Below are 20,488 nucleotides of genomic sequence, written 5' to 3'. Positions count from 1 at the left end.
GCCGCCGCCTGCACGGTGACCGGCGCCACGAAGCGGTAACCGCGGCCGCTGACGGTGGCGATGTAGCGTGCCTCGCGCCCGCCCTCGCACAGGGCGCGGCGCAGCGCCGCGATGTGCACCTTCAGATTGCTTTCCTCGACCACGCTTTTAGGCCAGGCGCGCGCCATCAGCTCGCGCTTGCCGACCAGTTCACCGGGGCGCTCGACCAGCTCGGCCAGGATATCCAGCGCGCGGCCGCCCAGCCGCACCGGGGTGTCGTGGTACAGCAGCAGCTGTTGGGCGGGGATGAAGCGGTAGGGCGCGAAAATGAACTCGCGCTCCGCCGCGGGGATGTTCTGGTCGCTGGTCATCGTGTTCCTGCATGCGCTGGGAATAGTGTCGCCTCGGATGGCTATGATCGCACAGCCGGCGGCGCTATTCCAGCCCCGTTCAGCGTCCCGGCTGGCCGTGGGTGCCGGTCCAGACGCGGGCGACCAGGTAGGGCGGCTGGCCCTCGTCCCTGGCGCCGTTGAAGATCGGATTGCGGTGCAGCTGGTTGACCGCCACGTACAGCCACGAATCGGCGCCAAAGTGCACATTGTCCGGCCACAGGAAGCGCGCGTCGCGCACCAGCGGACGCAGTTCGCCCTGTTTGGTCAGCATGTCGATGCCGTTGTCGGGCAGGTTGGTGAAGAAGTGGTTGCCGTCGGCGTCGGTGGCGGCGCCGTCGGAGATCGGCTTGCGGCCGGCGCGCCGGATGGCGGCGCCGATGCGCTCATCGCTGGCGTTGTCGCGGAACAGGCGCGCCGGCACCGAATACCAGGTCAGGCCGTTCATGGCGCCGAAGTAGAGCGTTTCGCCGTCGGCCGACAGGGTAATCGGATTGATGCCCACGCGCGCGGGGCCCATCACGCCGCCGGCGCCGGGGAACAGCAGGGGCTTGCCTTCCACCACCAGGTCGACGTTTTCGGATGCCAGCGACGGGTGGCCGGCAAAACGGCGCGCGGTGTTGGACTTCATGTCGACCACCACGATCGCCGGATTGGGGCCGCAGTCGGCGATGTAGATGAAGCCGCGTTCGGTATCGACCGCCAGGTCTTGCAGGATCTGTTCGGCCGGCGCGACGGTGTGGTTGAAGTCATGGCGGTAGACCAGTTTGCGGGTGTGGATGTCGAACGCCAGCAGCTTGGGCGGCTGCGGCTGGTCCATCCAGTTGCCGTGATCGATCACCCACAGCCGGTCCTTGCCGTCGATCAGAATGCCGTGCGGGGTGTTCAGCACGTTCGGCCCGGAGCCCGGTCTGGCGTTCCAGCTGGCGTCGGGGAAGGGCTTGTAACTGTGGCGGCCGGTGATCTCGATCAGTTGCACCGGTCCGCGGCGCATGCCATGCACGCTGGCGAACACGCGGCCGTCTTTCGAGGCGGTGACGTTGCCGGGTGTGATATCGAGTTCGGCGACGATTTCGACCGTGCCGACGGCCGGGGTTTGCGCTTGCGCCACGCCGGTGGACAGCGCCAGCGCCGCCGCCAGGGCAGCCAGGGTTTGGTTCAGCATGTTGTTCTCCTTGATGAAGTGGTTGGTGCCGGCAGATTAGCGCGGGGGCGGGCGGCGCGGGGTTAAGCGTTGTCTATGTTGGAGGGGACCCGCGCTTTACCAAAATTAACCGCGCTTAACTGGCCGCCGCCGGGGCGGCTCGCTACAGTGAGTCCATTCCCATTTCACTACGGAGCAAACAACATGTCGAACCAATTGGATAATCCGGGCCGCCGCGACGTCATGCGCAAGGCCGGCGCCATGGCCTTCGCCGCCACCGGTGTCGTCGCCGCCGTGACGCCCGCCGTGGCAGCCACCAGTTCCGCCGCCGGCGCGCTGGGCGCGCGCCTGCAGGGCGTGCAGCACTTCGGCCTCACCGTGCAGAACATGGATCGTGCATTCGAGTTCTACACGCAAGTCCTGGGCGGCACCGAGATCATGCGCGACGGCGACTTTCAGGGCGACGTCATACACAACACCTTGCTGCTGACCGAGGAACTGGACGCCCGCCAGCGTCACGTCAACCCGCGCGCGGTGGGTATTCCGGACCTGCGCAGCGGCGCCCAGCGCCTCGACGTGCGCTTCGTGCAGTTCGATAACGTGGTGATCGAACTGCTGCAATACCGCGACAGCAACCAGCCGCAGGGCAAGGGCGACAGCTTCGCGCCGCCGACCGAAAAGACCAGTCCGGCCTTCCCGCGCTCGATGCACATCTGCTTCTACATCCGCGACGACGTGGACTTCAACCAGTTCGTGCACGACCTGGAAGCCGAATCGGCCAAGCGCGGCATGACCCAGGTCAAGGCCAACCGCGTGGTCCACGCGGCCAGCGAGCAGGAACGTCTGAACGCGCCGCTGAATACCAACACCAACCGCATCACCAGCGGCAAGTCGGATGGCTGGACCCTGATCTACGCCAAGGGACCGGAAGGCGAGCAGCTGGAGTTCGTGCAGGTGCGCGGCCAGGCCAAGCGCGTGTTCGACGGCGCGAAGGACGCCCGCCGCCAGCTGGTGGCGGCACAGTAATCACACAGGTGGAACATCATGCAAAATTTCGATTTACATAACCCCACCCGTATCGCCTTCGGCCAGGGCACCGTGGGCCGCCTGGCCGAGCTGGTGCCGGCCGGAGCGCGGGTCCTGATACTTTACGGCGGCGAAAGCGCACGCCGCACCGGCACGCTGGCGGAGGTGCAGGCGGCGCTGGGCAGCCGCGTGGTCTACGAATTCGGCGGCATCGAACCGAATCCGAGCTACGAAACCCTGATGCGCGCGGTGGCGCTGGTCCGCAGCGAAGAGCTGGACTTCCTGCTGGCCGTCGGTGGCGGCTCGGTGATCGACGGCACCAAGTTCGTCGCCGCCGCCGTGCATTACCGCGGCGACGCCTGGGACATCATGGAAAGCCACGGCACCGTGGTGAATACGGCCATGCCGTTCGGCTGCGTGCTGACGCTGCCGGCCACCGGCTCGGAAATGAACAAGGGCTCGGTGGTCACCAGGTCGGCGACCAGGGCCAAGCTGGTATTCGCCAGCGAACATGTGTTCCCGCGGTTTTCGATACTGGACCCGACCAAAACCTACAGCCTGCCGCTGTCCCAGGTCGCGAACGGCGTGGTGGATGCGTACACCCACGTGATGGAGCAGTATCTGACCTATCCCGCCGACGGCATGGTGCAGGACCGCTTTGCCGAGGGTCTGCTGCAGACGTTGATCGAAATCGGCCCGCGCGTGCTGGCCGCGCCGGACGATTACGCGGCGCGCGCCAATCTGATGTGGACCGCGACGCTGGCGCTGAATGGCCTGATCGCGGCCGGTGTGCCGGAAGACTGGTCGACCCACATGATCGGCCACGAGCTGACCGCGCTGCACGGCATCGATCACGCGCGCACGCTGGCGGTGGTGCTGCCGGCCAACCTGCAGGTGCGCCGCGTGTCCAAGCATGACAAACTGCTGCAGTACGCGGCGCGTGTGTGGGGCATCACGGAAGGCAGTGAGGAAGAACGCATCGACGCTGCCATCGCGCGCACGCGCGGCTTCTTCGAAAGCCTGGGCGTGCCGACGCGCCTGCGCGATTACGACCTCGGTACGAAGCACATCGACGCCGTGATCCGGCAACTGGAAGCGCATGGCATGACCGCGCTGGGCGAGCGCGGCGACGTCACCCTGTCGCTGAGCCGGCGCATCCTGGAAGCCAGCGTCTAGGCGCCAGCCTGGCGGGCGGCGTCAGGCGCGCGCCCCGGAATCGCCATCGGCGTTATAGTCCGCCGAGCGCGCTGCATTCCGGGGAGATCAACCATGTGGAAGCCAACGGGTTTTGCTGTGCAAGTCGCTGTCGCCGCGCTGGCGCTGTCCTGCGCCGGCTGCGGCAGTGGCGGCGACGCCGGTTCCGGCGGCGGTGGCGTGACGCCGCCGCCCGCGGGCGACGCGCCGGTCACGCTGGCGACGGGACTCGGCGTGCCGTGGTCGATTGCCTTTTACGGCAGCACACCGCTGATCAGCGAGCGCAATTCCGCCCGCATTCTGGTGCTGGGCAAGAACGGCAATCTGACCGCGATTGCCACCATCGCCGGCGTCAGCGGCACAGGCGAGGGCGGGCTGCTCGGCATCGCCGTGCGCGAAAACTACCTCTACGCCTACCTGACCGCCGGTGCGGAGAACCGCATCCAGCGTTTCCCGCTCAGCGGCGACGACGTCAATCTGCGCCTGGGGGCGGCGCAAACGCTGCTCGCCGGCATACCATCCGGCAGCAATCACAACGGCGGCCGGCTGGCGTTCGGCCCGGACGGCATGCTGTACGCCAGCACCGGCGATGCCGGCACCAGCAGCCGCGCGCAGGATCTCGGCTCGCTGGGCGGTAAAATCCTGCGGCTGACCCCGGACGGCCGCGTGCCCGCCGATAATCCGTTCGCCAACTCCTATGTGTACAGCTATGGCCACCGCAACGTGCAGGGCATGGCCTGGGGCAGCGATGGCGCCATGTACGCATCGGAATTCGGGCAGGACACCTGGGATGAGCTGAACCTCATCAAGGCCGGCGGCAACTATGGCTGGCCGCTGGTGGAGGGCAAAGCCAATAACGCCAGATACACCGACCCGTTGCAGCAGTGGCGCACGGCGGACGCCAGTCCCAGCGGCATTGCCGTCAGCGGCGGCAATATCTACATGGCCAATCTGCGCGGCGAGCGGCTGCGCAAGGTGCCCATCGCCGCGCCGGACACCGCCACCGAATTCTATGCCGGCCAATACGGCCGCCTGCGCGACGTGGTGCTGTCGCCCGACCGCAAGCTCTACATCCTCACCAACAACACCGATGGCCGCGGCACGCCGCGCACCGGCGACGATCGCATCCTCGGCGTCGCGCCGCTGTAGTCCCACGTAGGCCTACGTAGCTCTACGTAGCGCGGCTTTGTCGCTGTGCACGCAGGCGCCAATGCGGTTATGCTTCGTCCTCTGACTTTCAAATTATAACGATCTCAGGAGAACAAGCATGACCGTACCTGCCCAGTACACCGCGGAGGAGAAACGCAAGCGCGTATTTGCCATCATCAGTGCCTCATCGGGCAATCTGGTGGAATGGTTCGATTTCTACGTCTATTCGTTCGCATCGATTTACTTTGCCAGCCAGTTCTTCCCGAGCGGGAATGCGACGGCGGAATTTCTGAAATCGGCCGCGGTGTTTGCCGTCGGTTTCCTGATGCGCCCCATCGGCGGCTGGATGTTCGGCCGCATCGCCGACCGCGTCGGCCGCAAGAAGTCGATGGTGATTTCGGTGCTGATGATGTGCGCCGGCTCGCTGGCGATCGCCGTGCTGCCGACCTACGCCAGCATCGGCGTGGCGGCGCCCTTGCTGCTGCTGGTGATCCGCATGTTCCAGGGCCTGTCGGTGGGCGGCGAGTACGGCACCACCGCCACCTACATGAGCGAGGTGGCGCTGCGCGGCCAGCGCGGTTTCTTCTCGTCGTTCCAGTACGTGACGCTGATCGGCGGACAGCTGCTGGCGGTGCTGACGGTGGTGATCCTGGAGCAGTTCCTCAACGAGGCCGAGCTGAAGGCCTGGGGCTGGCGCGTGCCGTTCGTGGTGGGGGCGGTCGCCGCGCTGGTGTCGCTGATGCTGCGCCGTACGCTGCACGAAACCAGCAAGGCCGAAGACCTGAACAACAAGGAAGCCGGCACCCTGAGCTCCATCTTCAAGCACCACCGCGCGGCCTTCCTGACGGTGCTCGGCTATACCGCCGGCGGTTCGCTGATCTTCTATACCTTCACCACCTACATGCAGAAGTATCTGGTCAACACGGCCGGCATACCGACCAAGACCGCCAGCGCGGTGATGACCTGCGCGCTGTTCGTCTACATGTGCATGCAACCCTTGTTCGGCATGCTGGCCGACCGCATCGGCCGGCGTCATTCGATGATGCTGTTCGGCGGCCTGGGTACGCTGGCGACGTATCCGATCCTGGAAATCCTGCGCGGTAACCACAACGTGTATGTGGCGTTCGCGCTGATCGCCGTGGCGCTGGCCATTGTCAGCCTGTACACCTCGATCAGCGGGCTGGTGAAGGCCGAAATGTTCCCGCCCGAAGTGCGCGCGCTCGGCGTGGGGCTGTCGTATGCGATCGCCAACGCCATCTTCGGCGGCTCGGCCGAATTCGTCGGCCTGTCGTTCAAGAACCTGGGGCATGAAAACTGGTTCTTCATCTACGTCACCGTCATGATGGTGATCGCCTTCCTGGTCAGCATGCGGCTGCCGAAAACACCTTCGTATCTGCATACCGATCATTGAGCATGCGTAAATTCCGCCTGGCGATGGCCTGGATGTTATGGCTGTTCGCCACGGCGGCGATGGCCGCCGCGCCGGCCGACGATCTCTCCTTCTCGCGCCGCCGCTGGACGCTGGCCGACGGCGCGCCCGATCCCTCCCTGAGCATGGCGCAGACGGCCGATGGCCTGATGTGGTTCGCCTCGCCGGGCGGCTTGTACAACTTCGACGGCCGCCGCTTCCACCGCGAAACCAGCGTGTATGGTCATGCCCTGTTGTCGCCCAATGTGTATTCCATCCTGGGGCTGCCGCATGGCGGGCTGGCGGTCGGCTATATGTTCGGCGGCGTCAGCATCCTGACGCCGCAGGGCGGCCGTCATTTTGTCGCCGGCAGGGACTTCCCGCTGGGGACCGTCAAATTCCTCACGGCCGACCCGCAGGGGCACTTGTATGCGGCCACCACCAGCGGTGTGGTGCAACAGCAGGGCGAGCGCTGGCTGCCGGTCGGCGCCGGCTTGCCGACCGCCGGTGTCGATGAAATCGGCTTCGACAGGGATGGCACGTTGTGGGTGATGTACGACGAAGAGATTTATGCGCGCCGCGCGGGCGCCGCCGAATTCGGTTTCGTCACCCGCTACGCTGCGGGCCGCGCCAATTTCTTCCAGGGTTATCTGCTGGCCAAGCTGCCCGATGGCGACTTTGTCCGCCTTTGCGGCGGCACGCCGCCGCAGCGTCTGAAGCTGGACCAAGCCGCGCGGTACTCCGATGTGCTGGATGGCCCCAACGGCACGGTGGTGGCGCTGCGCGAAAACGGCATCGCCCGGCTGGCGCAACGCGCCGACGGCAGCTGGCACGAGACGGCCTATTATCCGCCGCTGCCGGGCGGGCAGGCCGGCGGCGCGGGGGAGAGCCTGCGGACCATGCTGGATCGCGAGGGCAACCTGTGGCAGACCACGTATGAAGGCGTTGAAAAACTGCGCCTGCACCGTTTCCACCAACTGCAGGCGCCCGGCATCCTGTGGCTGGCCCAGGCCGGCCTGGACGGCGAGATCTGGGCCGGCTCCTACTTCAATCCCATGCTGCGCCTGAAGCCGGACGGCGCCATGCAGCCGACCAGGGTGGTGGGCGCCGGTGTGATCCTGAAGGCCGGTCCGCAACGCGTCTGGGTAGCGGCCCGCAATGGCCTGTGGCGCTTTGACGGCGAGGTCGAACAGCGCTGGGATTTTCCGGAAGGCCTGGGCAGGCGTTTCGATGTGCAGGCGATGGCGCAGCAGGCCGACGGCACGCTGCTGGTGGCCATCGCGCGCAACGGCCTGTGGCGGTTCGACGGCAAGCGCTGGCGCCGCGATCCGCGTCTGGATGGCCAGCAGGACGCCACGCCCATCAGCATGCTGACCGATGCGGGCGGGCGTACCTGGGTGGCGCTGACCAACAACCGGCTCGGCGTGCTCACGCCGGCGGCGCTGCGGCTGCTGCCGGCCGCCAGCCAGATGCGGCTGGGGAATATCCTCAGCATGGTCGACATCGGCGGGCGTCTGCTGGCCGGCGGCGACGCCGGTGTGGCATGGATAGACGGGCAGACGGTACATCCGTTGCACTTCGCCGGCCGCGACGGCGTGCAGCGCGTGACCGGGCTGGTGACCGATAATCTGGACCAGCTCTGGGTGCATGGCAATGACGGTTTGCTGCGTGTGCCGGCCGAGGCGCTGCGGCAGTTCTGGCAGGCGCCGGGACAGCCGGTGACGGCGGAATTGTTCAACTTCGAGGATGGCGTCAGCGGCACGGCGGCGGCGCTGCGGCCGCTGCCCTCGCTCGGCACGGACGGCGCGGGTCGGGTCTACTACGCGACCACCTCGCAGGTGGGCTGGATCGATGCCGCCCGCATCCGGCGCAATCCGCGCGCGCCGGACGTGATCATCCAGTCGCTGCGCACGCCTGCCGGCGAGTTGCGGCCGCTCGACGGCATGACCCTGGCGGGACAGCCGACCGCCATCGATATCGCCTTCGCGGCCACTGCTCTGGCGATACCGGAGCGCGCGGCGCTGAAGTACCGGCTGGAGGGCGTGGACGCCGATTGGCGGGAGGTGCGGCAGGAGCGCGGCGCGCATTACACCAATTTGGCGCCGGGCCGCTATCGTTTCCAGGTGATCGCCGCCAACGAGGACGGGGTGTGGAACATGCAGGGTGCGGCGCTGCGTTTCGAGATCGCTCCCGCGTTCTGGCAGACCTGGTGGTTCCGCGGCTTGTGCGCCTTGCTGCTGGTGCTGGCGCTGGCGGCGCTGTATCGCTGGCGCATCGCGGTGGTCGAACGTCACGCAGGCGTGCTGGCCGAGGCCCGCGCCGCCGCGCGGCTGGCGGCCACCCGGCAGGAACGCGGACGCATCGCCCGCTCGCTGCACGACAATCTGCTGCAGTCGGCGCAGGCGCTGATACTGCAGTTCCGCGCCTTGCAGAACAGGATGCCGCCGGAACCGGCATTGCAGGCGAAGATGGAACAAGTGCTCGGCTTCGCCAAGGAGATGGTGGAGAGCACGCGTGACGAAGTGGTGGCGCTGCGCCGCGATCCTTCAGGCCATGACCTGCTGGTGAAACTGCGTGAGGCGCTGGCCGCCGCCATGCCCGGCGCCGAACAGATGCTGGTCTGCGCCATGGTGGGCGTACCGCGCCTGTTGCACGAGGAAGTACGCAACGAGGTGTTTGCGGTGCTGCGCGAGGCGGTCTGGAACAGCGCCAGGCATGCGGGCGCCCACCGCATCAGCGTCCGGCTGCGTTTCGGCGATCAGGCGCTGGAAGGCGAGGTGCTGGACGACGGCTGCGGCATCTGCAGCGAAGTGGGGCGATCCGGTGCACCCGGCCGCTGGGGCATCGTCGGTATGCGCGAGCGCATCCAGAGGCTGGGCGGTGGTATCGACATCGTTCCCGGCGAGGGCGGGCACGGTGTCAGCGTGCAGTTCAGCATACCGGCTGCGCGCGCTTATCCGGAGAGTTGAGGCATCGCCTTTCGCGCCAGCCGGGCCGCGGTCCGGCGCCTCGTCTACCGTGTTTGCTGTAGCGGCGAAGGCGGCGCTGATGCGGGTGCGGCTGGCGGCACGGTGGCAGCCTGCGTTTTAAGCGCCATCGCGCGCTGTATGCGGCGCGCGATCGACGGGTGATCGTAGAACAGCCATTCCTCCAGCGCGCCCGGTTCAGGTGCGCGGTAATCGGCGGTGCGCAGCAGGGCGATCGCCATGCCGTCCGGCTCGCGCGCATGCGCGAGCGAATAGACGTCGGCCTGATTTTCGACGTAGCGCGTCAAGCCGTTGGTGACGGGCGTCAGCAGCACGAAGCTCAGCGTGACGATGATCGACAGCAGCGGCAGTCCGGCCGGATTGCTCAATGCATGCAGGCCGTCCAAGCGCAGCCACGCGACCAACGGCGCGTACAGCAGATGCGTCACAAAGAAAGCCAACGTCAGCAGGGCTGAATAGGCCAGCGCAAGCAGCAGCGCATGGTGCATGACGTAGTGGCCGATCTCGTGTGCGACCACGGCGCGCAGCTCGGCGCTGCTGGCCTGGTTCAGCAGCGTGTCGGACACCGCGATACGCGCGGTGCCGAACAAGCCGGTCACGTTGGCGGTGTAGTTGGACGATTGTTTGCTGCCGTCGAACCAGACGATGCGGTCGGCGGCGATGCCCGCTTCGCTGGCCAGGGCCGCGATGGCGTCGCGCTGGCTGCCGGCGGGCAGTGGCTGATAGTTGTTGAAGCGCGGTTCGACCACGACCGGCACGATCACAATGGCGAAGACGATGATCGCCGACGTCACCGCGCTGGACCAGAGCCACCAGCGGCGCGGCGCGCGCCGCATCAGCGCATACAGCAGCATCAGCAAGCACGCCACCAGCAACGCGGAGAAGCAGGCGCTGACCAGGCTCTGGCCGATCCACGCGCCCAGGCCTTGCGTGCTCAATCCGTAATGCACTTCGCGCCACCATTTCGAATAGACCGCCCACGGCAGATCGAGCAGCCAGGCAGCGGCGTAGTAAACGACCGCCACCGCGAATGCCGCCGACCAGGGACGCGGCCGGCGCCGCTGCCAGCGCGCCTGCACGCGTTCGAGCAGTCCCCAGCGGATGATGATCAGATTAATGATCACGCCGACCAGCGCGCTTAACAACAGCAGCCAGTGGCTGCCGTGGGTGTAGTCGATGGCGCGTTCGCGCACATCTGCGGGGAGCTGCGCCAGATAGCCGGCGGTACTGGCGGCGGGGATAAAGTTCGTCATGCGTTCTTTCGGCGTAGTGCGGTAGCCTGCAAGATTACCCCGCAGCGCAGCAAACGCCTCCCCTCTTTATGACTATGCCAGAAGACCGGACGCGATAACCGGGCCTTATCGGCAAAAACATTTCCGCCGCGATACGCGTATCGGCGGCATCCTCAATCCGCGCCAATCATCATTGTGATTCTTTAATTGCGTGCCGTTTTTTTCGTGCGACTCCCACCTAGAATGCAAGCACAAGCTGATGAAAAAAAACGGCCATTCAATCACGGCCGATACACGGGAGACCCTATATGCGCAAGTCAGTGATACACGCCAGCCGTTTCCAACGTCCCACCATCGTACTTGCAGTCGCTTCGGCGCTGGCGCTTCTGTCCAGCGGCGCGGCGCTGGCGCAAACCGATGCCGCCAGCGGTGCCGCCAGCAAAAACACCAGCAAGGATGCCAGCGGCAGCGAGGCGCAACGCGCGCCGGACGATCAGAATGTCGGCACCACGGTGATGGTGGTCGGCACGCGCAAGTCGGTGGCATCGGCGATCGACCGCAAGATCCGCAACTCCACGGTGTCCGATTCGCTGGTGGCGGAGGATATCAACCAGTTTCCCGACAAGAATGTGGGCGAGGCGCTGTCGCGTATCACCGGCGTGCAGCTGACGCGCGATTTCGGCGAGGGCACGCAGGTGTCGATTCGCGGCGTCGAACCGAACCTGAACCGGGTGGAAGTCAATGGCATGTCGGTGCTGAGCACCAACGGCACGGCGGGCCGCGGTGCGGAACTGCGCGAGCTGGCATCGGAATTGATTTCGTCGATCGACGTCTACAAGGGCAGCACCGCCGACCTGACCGAGGGCGGTGTCGGCGGCTCGGTGATCATCCGCACCCGCAAACCGCTGGATTTCAAGAAGTTCACCTTTGCCACCACCCTGGCCGGCGAGCAGGCCAGCAGCGTGGGCGGTGTGCAGCCGCGCGCCAGCGTACTGATTGCCGACCGCTTCTTCGACAACCGTCTGGGGCTGATGGCCAACATCGTCTACGACAACGTTTTGACCCGCAACGACTATTCGCGCAATACCTCGTGGCGCTTCCTGCGCGACTGGGATTTTTCGCCTGATAAAACCGTTACCAGCATCGATCCAGCCCTGGCGGCGATCACCAGCCCGGGCGGCTGCTCGGCCAGCTCCCTGAGCGCGGCCCAGAAGACTGCCTGCCAGCAGCAATGGTATGACTATTCGCCCGGGATCTCGCGCTACGGCACCTGGACCCGCGACCATGATCGCGCCTCCGCCGAGCTGACCGCGCAGTACAAGTTCAGCAACGACCTTACGGCCTTCGTCAGCTATCAGGGCAACCGCCAGCACGAGGAACTGAACGACCGTAACTTCGGCACCGACTTCGGCGCCGTCACGCGCCTGGCCAACACCGGCGCCGCGCCGATCTACAACATGGCGACCGGCGTGCCGACCACGCCCGGCACCTGCATCGCCGCGCCGACCGCCAGCACGCCCGACGGCATGGTGGTCAACAATCATTACGTGACGCAGTACACGGTCGGCAGCTGCAACTACCTGGCGGGGCAGGGCGGGCAGGGCGCGTTCAGCACCTCGGCGCGCGACTATATCCTGCGGGTCAGCTCGAACTACACCTCGGCCGGTTTCAATTACAAGCACGAAGCGCTGGAAGTCGAGGGCCTGGTCGGCACCTCGCGTTCCGATTATCACAGCGACAGCAATAACATCGTGCTGACGCAGAATGCGCCCGGACTGAAGGTGACGCTGGATGCGCAGGGCCTGCCGCACTTCGACTTCCCGGCCGGTTACTCGTCGGACGCCAGCAGTTCATACGTGCAGGCGCAGCTGCAGTACCGTCCCACCGCCACCAAGAACAGCGAAGACCAGGCCAAGATCGACTTCAAATATCGTCTGGCCACGCCGTTCTTCAGCAAGGTGTGGTTTGGCGCGCAGGGTACCAAGTCGACTTCGCAGCAGTACAATGGCGGCGGTTACCTGGCCAGCAACGGCTCCGACCTGGTCAGCCCCGCCGACGATGTCAACGTGGTGACTGCCAACGTCAACCAGACACTGATCTACGATCCGTACTACACCGGCACCGCGCAGCGCGCGCCGGAAGCGCAGAGCTACCTGAACGCCAACTACTCCACCAAGTACATCAACGCGGCGCAGATGGCGGCACTGATCGACGCGGTGCGCGGCCGCACACCCGGCACCTTCTTCCAGGGTTACGACAAGATCAGCAACATCCCCAGCGGCTGGATGTCGCCTGTGTACAGCAATGCCACGCAGTTCTTCGATACGTCGCACTTCAACTTCGGCAACGTCTACCAGGCGTTGGGCAGCGACGGCAAGATGTATCCGCAGATCCCGGTCTTCCAGGTGGAGGAGCGCACCAAGGCCGGCTACCTGCGGCTGGACTTCGACACCGAAGTGGCCGAGCACCAGATCTGGGGCAATATCGGCGTGCGCTACACCGGCACCCGCGACAAGGCCAGCGGCTTGTACAAATTCTCGGTGCGGCAGGCGAATACGCCGGGCGGCTCGACCTATACCGACCGCGTGGTCACCAACTCCATCGTCAGCTGGGAAAACCAGTACCACGATTATCTGCCCAGCCTGAACGTGATGGGCTGGGTCATCCCCGACAAGTTCATGATCCGCACCGGCCTGTCGAAAGTGATGTCGCGTCCCAGCATCGACCTGCTGACGCCAGCCGCCACCTGCACCCTGAACAGCGGCCTGGCGCAGTTTGGCGGCGACGGGCAGGACGACTGCACGGCCGGCAATCCCAAGCTGAAGCCATTCCGCGCCACCAATACGGACCTGAGCTTCGAATACTATCCGAGCCAGGACAGCCAGTACAGCATCGGTTTGTTCAAGAAGGAGATCAGCAGCTACATCCTGGAGAAGCAACTGGTCAGGAACGTCGACCTGTTCGGCACCGGACAGCTGTTCGACGTGACCCAGCCGATCAACGGCAAGGGCGCCACCACCAAGGGCATCGAGCTGACCGCGCGCACCGCGTTCACCTTCCTGCCCGGCTGGCTGAGCGGCTTCGGCATCGACACCAACTACACGCGCATGACCTACAAGTATGCGCCGGGCACGGAGCGCATCAATCCGCTGGACGGCACGGTGCTGCCGTATGCCGGTCTGTCGCGCAACAGCTACAACGCGGCGCTGTGGTATGACCTGGGCAAGATCAATGCCCGCGTCGCCTACAACTACCGCGACCGCTTCTACACCGGCACCAACGACGTCTCGGGCAATCCGAACTTCCAGGAGAAGACCGGCTTCCTCGACGCGAAGATCCAGTACCGCTACAACGACCATATCACCATTTCGCTGGAAGGCAAGAACCTCACCGACCAGGCGCAGATCACCGACGCGGGTGACCTGTTCCGGGTGAATGAGCTGGCGTTTTCGGGCCGCCGCTACTTCGTCAGCCTGTCGTACAAGAACTGATGAAGAGGCATCTGACCGCCGTGCTGCTGTTGTGGCTTTGCGCCGCGGCGGCGGCTTGGGCGCAGACGACGTTGCCGGCCGCCGTCAACACCGATCCGGCGCGGGCGCAGATCGTGCTGCCCGAGCCGGCCAATCCGCGGCTGCCTTCGCTGATCCTGATCGGCGATTCCACCGTGCGCAATGGCCGCGACGATGGCCAGCATCTCGGCGCCGCCGGCCAGTGGGGTTGGGGCAATCCGCTGGCGGCGCTGTTCGATCCCGCCCGCATCAATGTGGTCAACCGCGCCATCGGCGGCTTGAGCAGCCGCACCTTTCTGAGTGCCGGCCACTGGCAGCGCACGCTGGGCTACATCAAGCCGGGCGACCTGGTCTTGATACAGTTCGGCCACAACGACAGCAGCGCGATCAACGACACCAGCCGCGCGCGCGGCACCATCAAGGGCGTGGGCGATGAAAGCCAGGAGATCGACAACCTGCTGACAGGCCAGCACGAGACGGTGCACAGTTACGGCTGGTATCTGCGCCGCTACGTGGCCGACATCAGGGCGCGCGGCGCCACCGCCGTGATCTGTTCGCCGATCCCGCGCAAGAGCTGGGACGCCGCCGGCAAGATCGTCCGCAACCGCGCCGACTATGGCGGCTGGGCGGCCGAGGTGGCGCGCCGGGAGCAGGTCGGCTTCATCGACCTCAACGAACTGGTGGCGCGCCAGTACGACGCCATGGGCCATGACGCGGTGATGCGGCTGTTCCCGCAGACCACGCCGGACGAGCACACGCACACCAACCTGGCCGGCGCAGAGCTGAATGCGCGCACGGTGGTGGCTGGCCTGAAGGCCCTGCATGTGCCGCAGGCGCTGGCCGCGCTGAACGACGCCGGGCAGGCGATACCGGCGGCCGAAGATGAACGGCCGGTGGTGGATGCGGCCAAAGTCACGGCGGAGCAGCCGCGAGACGCGGCATTGCCGACGCTGTTCCTGGTCGGCGATTCCACCGTCAAGAGCGGCGGCGCCAATGGCGCCATCGGCTGGGGCGAGCGGCTGGCGCCGTATTTCGATCCCGCGAAAATCAACGTGGTCAATCACGCCATCGGTGGCCGCAGCAGTCGCACCTTTCTGACCGAAGGGCGTTGGGACAAGGTGCTGGAGCAGCTCCGGCCCGGCGATTTCGTCGCCATCCAGTTCGGCCACAACGACGTTGGCCGTATCGGCGACCCGGCCGCAAAGAACCGTGGCTCCGTGCCCGGCACGGGAGACGAAACGGTGGAGGACACGCGTCCCGACGGCGGCAGGGAGCAGGTGCACAGCTTCGGCTGGTACATGGCGCGCTACGTGACGGATGCACGGGCCAAAGGCGCCACCGTGATCCTGCTGTCGCCGATTCCGCATCGCGACGCCTGGCAGCAGGGCCGCGACTTCGCCGGCTACGCGCAGTGGGACGAGGAGGTGGCGCGCAAGGGCGGCGCGCTGTATGGCGACCTGACCATGACCATCACCAATGCGTACCGCAGCGTCGGCGCCACCGTGGTGGACACGTATTTTTCCGACGCGCGGACCCATACCAACGATGCCGGTGCGCGCTTCAATGCCGAACGGGTGGTCGAGACGCTGAAGGCCCTGCCGGGCAATCCGCTGGCGGCCTACTTCCGGCGGTAATCAGCGCAGGCTGTCCACCAGCGCCGGCGGCACCGCGAGCACGGTGCCGTGGCGCAGCCGCTGCGGCGTGCCTTCGTCCGGGAAGTGCATCTGCGCGGTGACGTCTTCCCAGTGCACCAGGTCGCGCGAACGCATGGCGCCATAGTGCTTGTCGCGGTAGGCGTCGTAATAGACGATGATGTCTTCGCCGACCTGCAGCGCGGTCGGGCCTTCGGTCCACAGGCCGGCCGGCGTCAATGGCGCGCTCAGTTTGCCGAAGGGGCCATGCAGGTCGGACGCGGCGGCCAGCTGCAGGTATTTGTGCGGCGGGTTGCGCGTTTCGTCTTTCACCAGCAGATAATCGGCGCCGCGGGCGTGCAGGAAGGTGGCGTCGATCACGCTGAAGCCGGGATCGTAATACAGCCGCGTCGGCGCGTAAGTGACAAAGTCGCGCGTGGTGGTGTAGTAGATGCGGTGGTTGTACTTTTCCTCGGAGCTGCCGTCGGTATCCTTGAAGCGGCCTGGAATGGTGGAGGCCCAGAAAATCAGGTATTCGCTGCGCTGCGCATCGTAGACGATCTCCGGCGCCCAGGCGTTGAGCGCCTGCGGCTCGTGCGCCATCACCGCGATCTGCTGCTGTTTCGACCAGTGCAGCAGGTCTTTGGACGAGGCGTAGCCGATGTTGTTCTCCTTCCAGCCGGTGGTCCACACCATGTGGTAGACGCCGTCCGGTCCCAGCACGATACAGGGATCGCGCATCAGCTTCGCGGCGCCGGCTTCCGGCTTGAGATAACTGCGGCCCTGACCCAGCTTGTCCCAGTGGTAGCCGTCGTTGCTGGCGGCCAGGTGCAGGCCGTCCTCGCCATTGCCGGTGAAGTAGGCAAACAGGTAGGCTTGCGCCGCCGCTGGCGCGGCGGCATGGCTTTCATCGCCCAGTGGCCGTTGATTGGTGAAGTTGGGGCTGGGCGGCACCGCAAACGTCGCCACCGGATCGGGATGGGCCGGATCGAAGTGCCCATAGCCGTCCGCGATATAGGCCGCTGCCGGCAGGCCGGTCTGCTTCAGGCCCGTCACCACGGCCTGCGCCAGCTCGTAGCTGCCGTAGCTGTTGTGGTGGGTGTTGTCGATGCGGCCGGGCTCCGGCTCGGCGAAGGCGCGCTTCGAGTGCTCCGGCCCCAGCGCTTCGTAAAACGGCTTGCTCACCGCATTCAGGTCGATGAAGGCCGTGCCCAGCTCCTGCGCCGACTGGCGCGCGGCATCGGCGTAATCGATCAGCGAGGGCACCACCTTGCCGTTGGCGTCGAAATTGCGGCGCTCCATCGACGACACGATCACCGCCGTGCCGCCATGCGCGCGGATCGCTTCCACGTGCTTGCGGATCTCGTCCTTGTAGGTGGTGAACGGGCCGCCTTTGCCGTCCTTGATCTGCTTCTGGTCGTTGTGCCCGAACTGCATCAGCACCGTGTCGCCCGGATGCATGACGCTGAGGATCTTGTCCAGCCGGCGGCGGCCCAGCGAGTCGCGGTAGGTTTCGCCCGATTCGCCATGGTTGGCGATGGCGATGCCGGGTTTGAAGAAGCGCGGCAGCATCTGTCCCCAGCTGTTGTACGGCTCCGCCGGCTGGTCGCACACGGTGGAGTCGCCCAGCAGGAACAGCGTCGGCGCGCGCACCGGCACGATGTCGATGGCGCGGACGGCCGGGTGCTCGCCGTTGAATTCCAGCGTCAGGCGCCGGTCCCAGGCCCAGGCTTCCTGCACCGATTCGCGCGGCGACTTGAGCTTGACCGCGCCCGCCGCGACGCCATCCACGGCGGCGATGCGCGGCGTGCGGATGTTGACGGTGAAGGTGCGTGTGACGGTGGCGCCGGGCGCCGTGGCGACGCGCTCCAGCATCAGGCGGCGCAACTCGGCCTTGACGGTGGTGTTGGCCGCCTGCTCGCCGCCCAGCGTGACGGTGACGTTGTAATTGCCTTCCGGCAGATCGGCGGAGAAGAAGAAGGGCTGGTCGCTGGTCAGCGAGGGACCGCCGGCACCACCGTCGGTGCGTACGCGCGCACCCGGTTCGAAGCCGTAGCCGCGCTGGCTGTCGTAGGCCATGTCCGGCTGCACCGCGCTGTGACCTGCCGACGCCGTCGGTCCGAAAGTGAAGTGCCAGGCATCCGCGGCGGCCGCTTGCGCGCACGCGGCCGTCAGTATTCCCAGGATGGCTGCACGCCGCATCGTGTGATTCACTTGCCGCTCTCCAGTAGCTTTGAAGAGGACGATTGTAGGCGCTGGCGGCGGGCGCGCCCGCGTCGGCGGACAAACAATCAGTACTTTGAGCACCGCGCCTCGTGTCGCAAAAAACAAACGTCGTCCATGTCGCGCATGTGCCGCCTCCGGCCTTTGACCGAACGGAAAAATCTGTTTGATGTCTAAAGCATCGTGTCATAGGGAATTGACAGTCTTTCATGTGCATCACGACCCCAAGTTACAATTTTCCTGTGGGAACACGCGGGTGTTGATGAGAAACTTGGTTACATTTTCCTTACAATTTAGTGATGCAATCTCTTTGACAGCCAGTCACCAGCCTCACAGAATCGGCTTGGCAGCTTAAGCAAACATTAATTTCCGTATGCGCCGGGCTGCCGTATCCGACTAATCTACTGTGAAGGAACACCCATGATGTTGAACAAAGTGATGATGGCGTTGGTGTTGTCTCTGGCGGGCGGCGCAGCGATGGCGGCCTCCTCTGCAACCGTGGATTTCTCCAAGGGCGACGAGGGCTGGTGGGGTATGCAGCCGCTGAACGGCGTCGGCGGCTCCGGCATCGATGCCTCGCTGGGCAATGGTGCACCGGCGCTGCGCACGGTGATCGAAAACTTTGGCGTCACCTGGGGCACCAGCAGCAACCAGGCTTTCCTCGGCGATTACACCAAGTCGTCCAGCGTCACCATCGGCCTGGACATCTCGGCACAGCAGATCAACTATTTCGGCCAGGATGTATCGCGCAACGTGGTGGTGGAACTGCGCGACTACGATAACAAACCGGCCGACCTGCCTTACACCAGCGTGTTCTACAACCTCGGCAGCATCGACGCCACCAAGGGCTGGCAGCACTTGTCGGTGACTATCGGTGACACCAGCTCGGCGCTGCTGCCGTCGGGCTGGGGCGGTTACGGCGGCCCGGACGCCACCGGTCCGACGCTGCCGTCCGGCCGCACCTTTGCCAGTGTGCTGTCCAGCGTCGATGAAATCGTGTTTACCACCTTGCAGCCTGGCTATGTCTACGGCTTTACCCAGTTCGATGTCGCCATCGACAACGTCTCGATCTCCGCCGTGCCGGAGCCATCGACCTACGGCATGCTGATCGGCGGCCTGGGCCTGGTCGGCTGGCTGGCACGCCGCAAGCACCGCGCGGCCTAAGCCGACGCAACGGGGGCGGCCTGGCCGCCCCCACCGCACCGACGGGCGCTGGCGTGCGCACGATAGTGGTGTGGCAGCTTTTTGCCGAAGATCATACAATCGTGTTAATTAACACATTTGTGTGAATTTGCGCACTTGCCACATGGACGACAGCACGATGAGCGAACCCGACAATCAGGAACACGACAACACCGCACCGGCATCCAGCGACGAGTCCAAAGACACGCCGGAATCGCCGGCGCGCAAACGCAAGATCCGCCTGGTGCTGATCTCGCTGGCGGCGGTGGCCTTGCTATTGGGCGGCGGCTGGTTCCTCTATCACCAGCTGGTGGGCCAGTATTACGAATCCACCGACGACGCTTATCTGCGCGCCGACGACATCACCGTCTCGCCCAGGATCGGCGGCTACGTGGCGCAGGTGCTGGTCAGGGAAAACCAGGAAGTGCGGGCCGGGCAGGCGCTGGTGCGCATCGATCCGCGCGACTACAACGCGCAGGCCGAGCAGTATCAGGCGCAGATCGACGTCGCCCATGCCAACGCCGATGCGGTGCGCGCCCAGATCGCCGAGCAGCGGTCCACCGTGGCGCAGATGCGCGCCCAGCTGGCCGCCGCCCGCGACAACGCCGCTTTCGCGCGGGGCGAGGTGGCGCGTTACGCGCCGCTGGTCGAGATCGGCGCAGAGAATGCCGAGACGCTGTCCGCGCGCCGCAACCAGGCCGACCAGAGCGTGCGCCAGGTGGCGGCGCAGCAGGCCGCGCTGGACAACGCGGAAAAACACATCGCTTCGCTGCAGGCGCAGGTACGCCAGGCGGAAGCGCAGGCCGGCACCGCGCGCGCGCAGTTGAAGGCGGCCGACGTCAACTTCGAATCGACGCAACTGGCCGCCAGCGCGGCCGGCCGCATCGGCGATCTGACGGTGCGCGTCGGCCAGTTCGTGCAGCCCGGCGCGCGGCTGATGTCGATCGTGCCGCTGAATACGCTATATATCGCCGCCAATTTCAAGGAAACCCAGATCGGCCGCATGCGCGTGGGCCAGCCGGCCGAGATCAAGGTGGACGCCTTGCCCGGCCTGAAGCTGCGCGGTCACGTCGACAGCCTGGCGCCCGGCACCGGCGCGCAGTTCTCGCTGCTGCCGCCGCAGAACGCCACCGGCAACTTCACCAAGATCGTGCAGCGCGTGCCGGTGCGCCTCGCCATCGACGCCAGCGCCGAAACGCGCAGCGTGCTGGTGCCGGGACTGTCGCTGAAGGTGGAAGTGGACACCACCAGCGCCAAGCATGCACTCAGGCGGATCCGCGATAACGAGGACGCCCGCAAGGATGCGCGCCGGTGAGCACGCCGGACGACAAGGCGCCGGACGAGGCGCGGGAGCAGACGGGGGAGCGGCCGCACGACACCGCGCAGGACCGGGTGCGCGGCGCGACGGCGAAGCGGGCGCCGGAGCGGTCGCACG

Annotated in this window: 13 protein-coding genes; 9 read left to right on the top strand and 4 right to left on the bottom strand. The window is 65.9% G+C overall.

Annotated features, from left to right (window positions below):
- Both E4L98_RS06635 and E4L98_RS06630 read right to left on the bottom strand, forming a co-directional pair.
- Positions 1–350, bottom strand: a 350-nt coding sequence (locus E4L98_RS06635) for a winged helix-turn-helix domain-containing protein (protein WP_135200778.1), incomplete at its 3' end; no start/stop codon positions are given.
- A gap of 79 nt (positions 351–429) precedes the next feature.
- Positions 430–1,533 (bottom strand): L-dopachrome tautomerase-related protein, encoded by a 1,104-nt coding sequence (locus E4L98_RS06630; protein ID WP_135200777.1) that lies wholly within the window; start codon positions 1,531–1,533, stop codon positions 430–432.
- Between the two features lie 183 nt (positions 1,534–1,716).
- On the opposite strand from E4L98_RS06630, the gene E4L98_RS06625 reads away from it, so the two are divergent.
- The 5 genes from E4L98_RS06625 (at position 1,717) to E4L98_RS06605 (ending at position 9,258) form a co-directional block, all read left to right on the top strand.
- The gene (locus E4L98_RS06625; RefSeq protein WP_135200776.1) at positions 1,717–2,538 is read left to right on the top strand and encodes a VOC family protein; all 822 of its coding nucleotides are present in this window, start codon (positions 1,717–1,719) and stop codon (positions 2,536–2,538) included.
- Positions 2,539–2,556: 18 nt separating this feature from the next.
- Positions 2,557–3,714 (top strand): iron-containing alcohol dehydrogenase, encoded by a 1,158-nt coding sequence (locus tag E4L98_RS06620; RefSeq protein ID WP_135200775.1) that lies wholly within the window; start codon positions 2,557–2,559, stop codon positions 3,712–3,714.
- Positions 3,715–3,807: 93 nt separating this feature from the next.
- A complete protein-coding gene (locus tag E4L98_RS06615) occupies positions 3,808–4,881 on the top strand; it encodes a PQQ-dependent sugar dehydrogenase (protein WP_135200774.1) in 1,074 nt (357 codons plus the stop codon).
- Between the two features lie 118 nt (positions 4,882–4,999).
- Positions 5,000–6,292, top strand: coding sequence for an MFS family transporter (locus E4L98_RS06610; protein WP_135200773.1), 1,293 nt, complete (start codon positions 5,000–5,002; stop codon positions 6,290–6,292).
- A gap of 2 nt (positions 6,293–6,294) precedes the next feature.
- The gene (locus E4L98_RS06605) at positions 6,295–9,258 is read left to right on the top strand and encodes a sensor histidine kinase (protein ID WP_135200772.1); all 2,964 of its coding nucleotides are present in this window, start codon (positions 6,295–6,297) and stop codon (positions 9,256–9,258) included.
- A gap of 44 nt (positions 9,259–9,302) precedes the next feature.
- Here the strand turns inward: E4L98_RS06605 and E4L98_RS06600 are convergent, their stop codons facing one another.
- The gene (locus tag E4L98_RS06600; RefSeq protein WP_135200771.1) at positions 9,303–10,529 is read right to left on the bottom strand and encodes a M48 family metalloprotease; all 1,227 of its coding nucleotides are present in this window, start codon (positions 10,527–10,529) and stop codon (positions 9,303–9,305) included.
- A 287-nt stretch (positions 10,530–10,816) separates the two neighbouring features.
- On the opposite strand from E4L98_RS06600, the gene E4L98_RS06595 reads away from it, so the two are divergent.
- Together E4L98_RS06595 and E4L98_RS06590 are read left to right on the top strand one after the other, a co-directional pair.
- Positions 10,817–13,999 carry a TonB-dependent receptor gene (locus tag E4L98_RS06595; RefSeq protein WP_135200770.1) on the top strand — a complete coding sequence of 1,061 codons (3,183 nt, stop codon included), beginning with the start codon at positions 10,817–10,819 and terminating at the stop codon, positions 13,997–13,999.
- Positions 13,999–15,651, top strand: coding sequence for a rhamnogalacturonan acetylesterase (locus tag E4L98_RS06590; protein WP_135200769.1), 1,653 nt, complete (start codon positions 13,999–14,001; stop codon positions 15,649–15,651). The genes E4L98_RS06595 and E4L98_RS06590 overlap by 1 nt, the downstream gene beginning before the upstream one ends.
- On the opposite strand, the gene E4L98_RS30555 is transcribed toward E4L98_RS06590, so the two are convergent.
- Complete coding sequence (locus E4L98_RS30555; RefSeq protein WP_229257288.1) at positions 15,652–17,862, bottom strand: GDSL-type esterase/lipase family protein; 2,211 nt, start codon at positions 17,860–17,862, stop codon at positions 15,652–15,654.
- Positions 17,863–18,291: 429 nt separating this feature from the next.
- Between E4L98_RS30555 and E4L98_RS06580 the strand changes: the two genes are divergently transcribed.
- Together E4L98_RS06580 and E4L98_RS06575 are read left to right on the top strand one after the other, a co-directional pair.
- On the top strand, positions 18,292–19,035 hold the full coding sequence (locus E4L98_RS06580) for a PEP-CTERM sorting domain-containing protein (protein WP_135200768.1): 744 nt from the start codon (positions 18,292–18,294) through the stop codon (positions 19,033–19,035).
- Positions 19,036–19,192: 157 nt separating this feature from the next.
- Complete coding sequence (locus E4L98_RS06575; RefSeq protein WP_229257287.1) at positions 19,193–20,368, top strand: HlyD family secretion protein; 1,176 nt, start codon at positions 19,193–19,195, stop codon at positions 20,366–20,368.
- Positions 20,369–20,488: the final 120 nt, after the last annotated feature.

The sequence above is a fragment of the Duganella callida genome, from assembly GCF_004614165.1.
GTDB lineage: Bacteria > Pseudomonadota > Gammaproteobacteria > Burkholderiales > Burkholderiaceae_D > Rugamonas > Rugamonas callida.
Note: the sequence above shows the minus strand (reverse complement) of the source record. Positions and strands in the feature narration are given on the sequence as shown.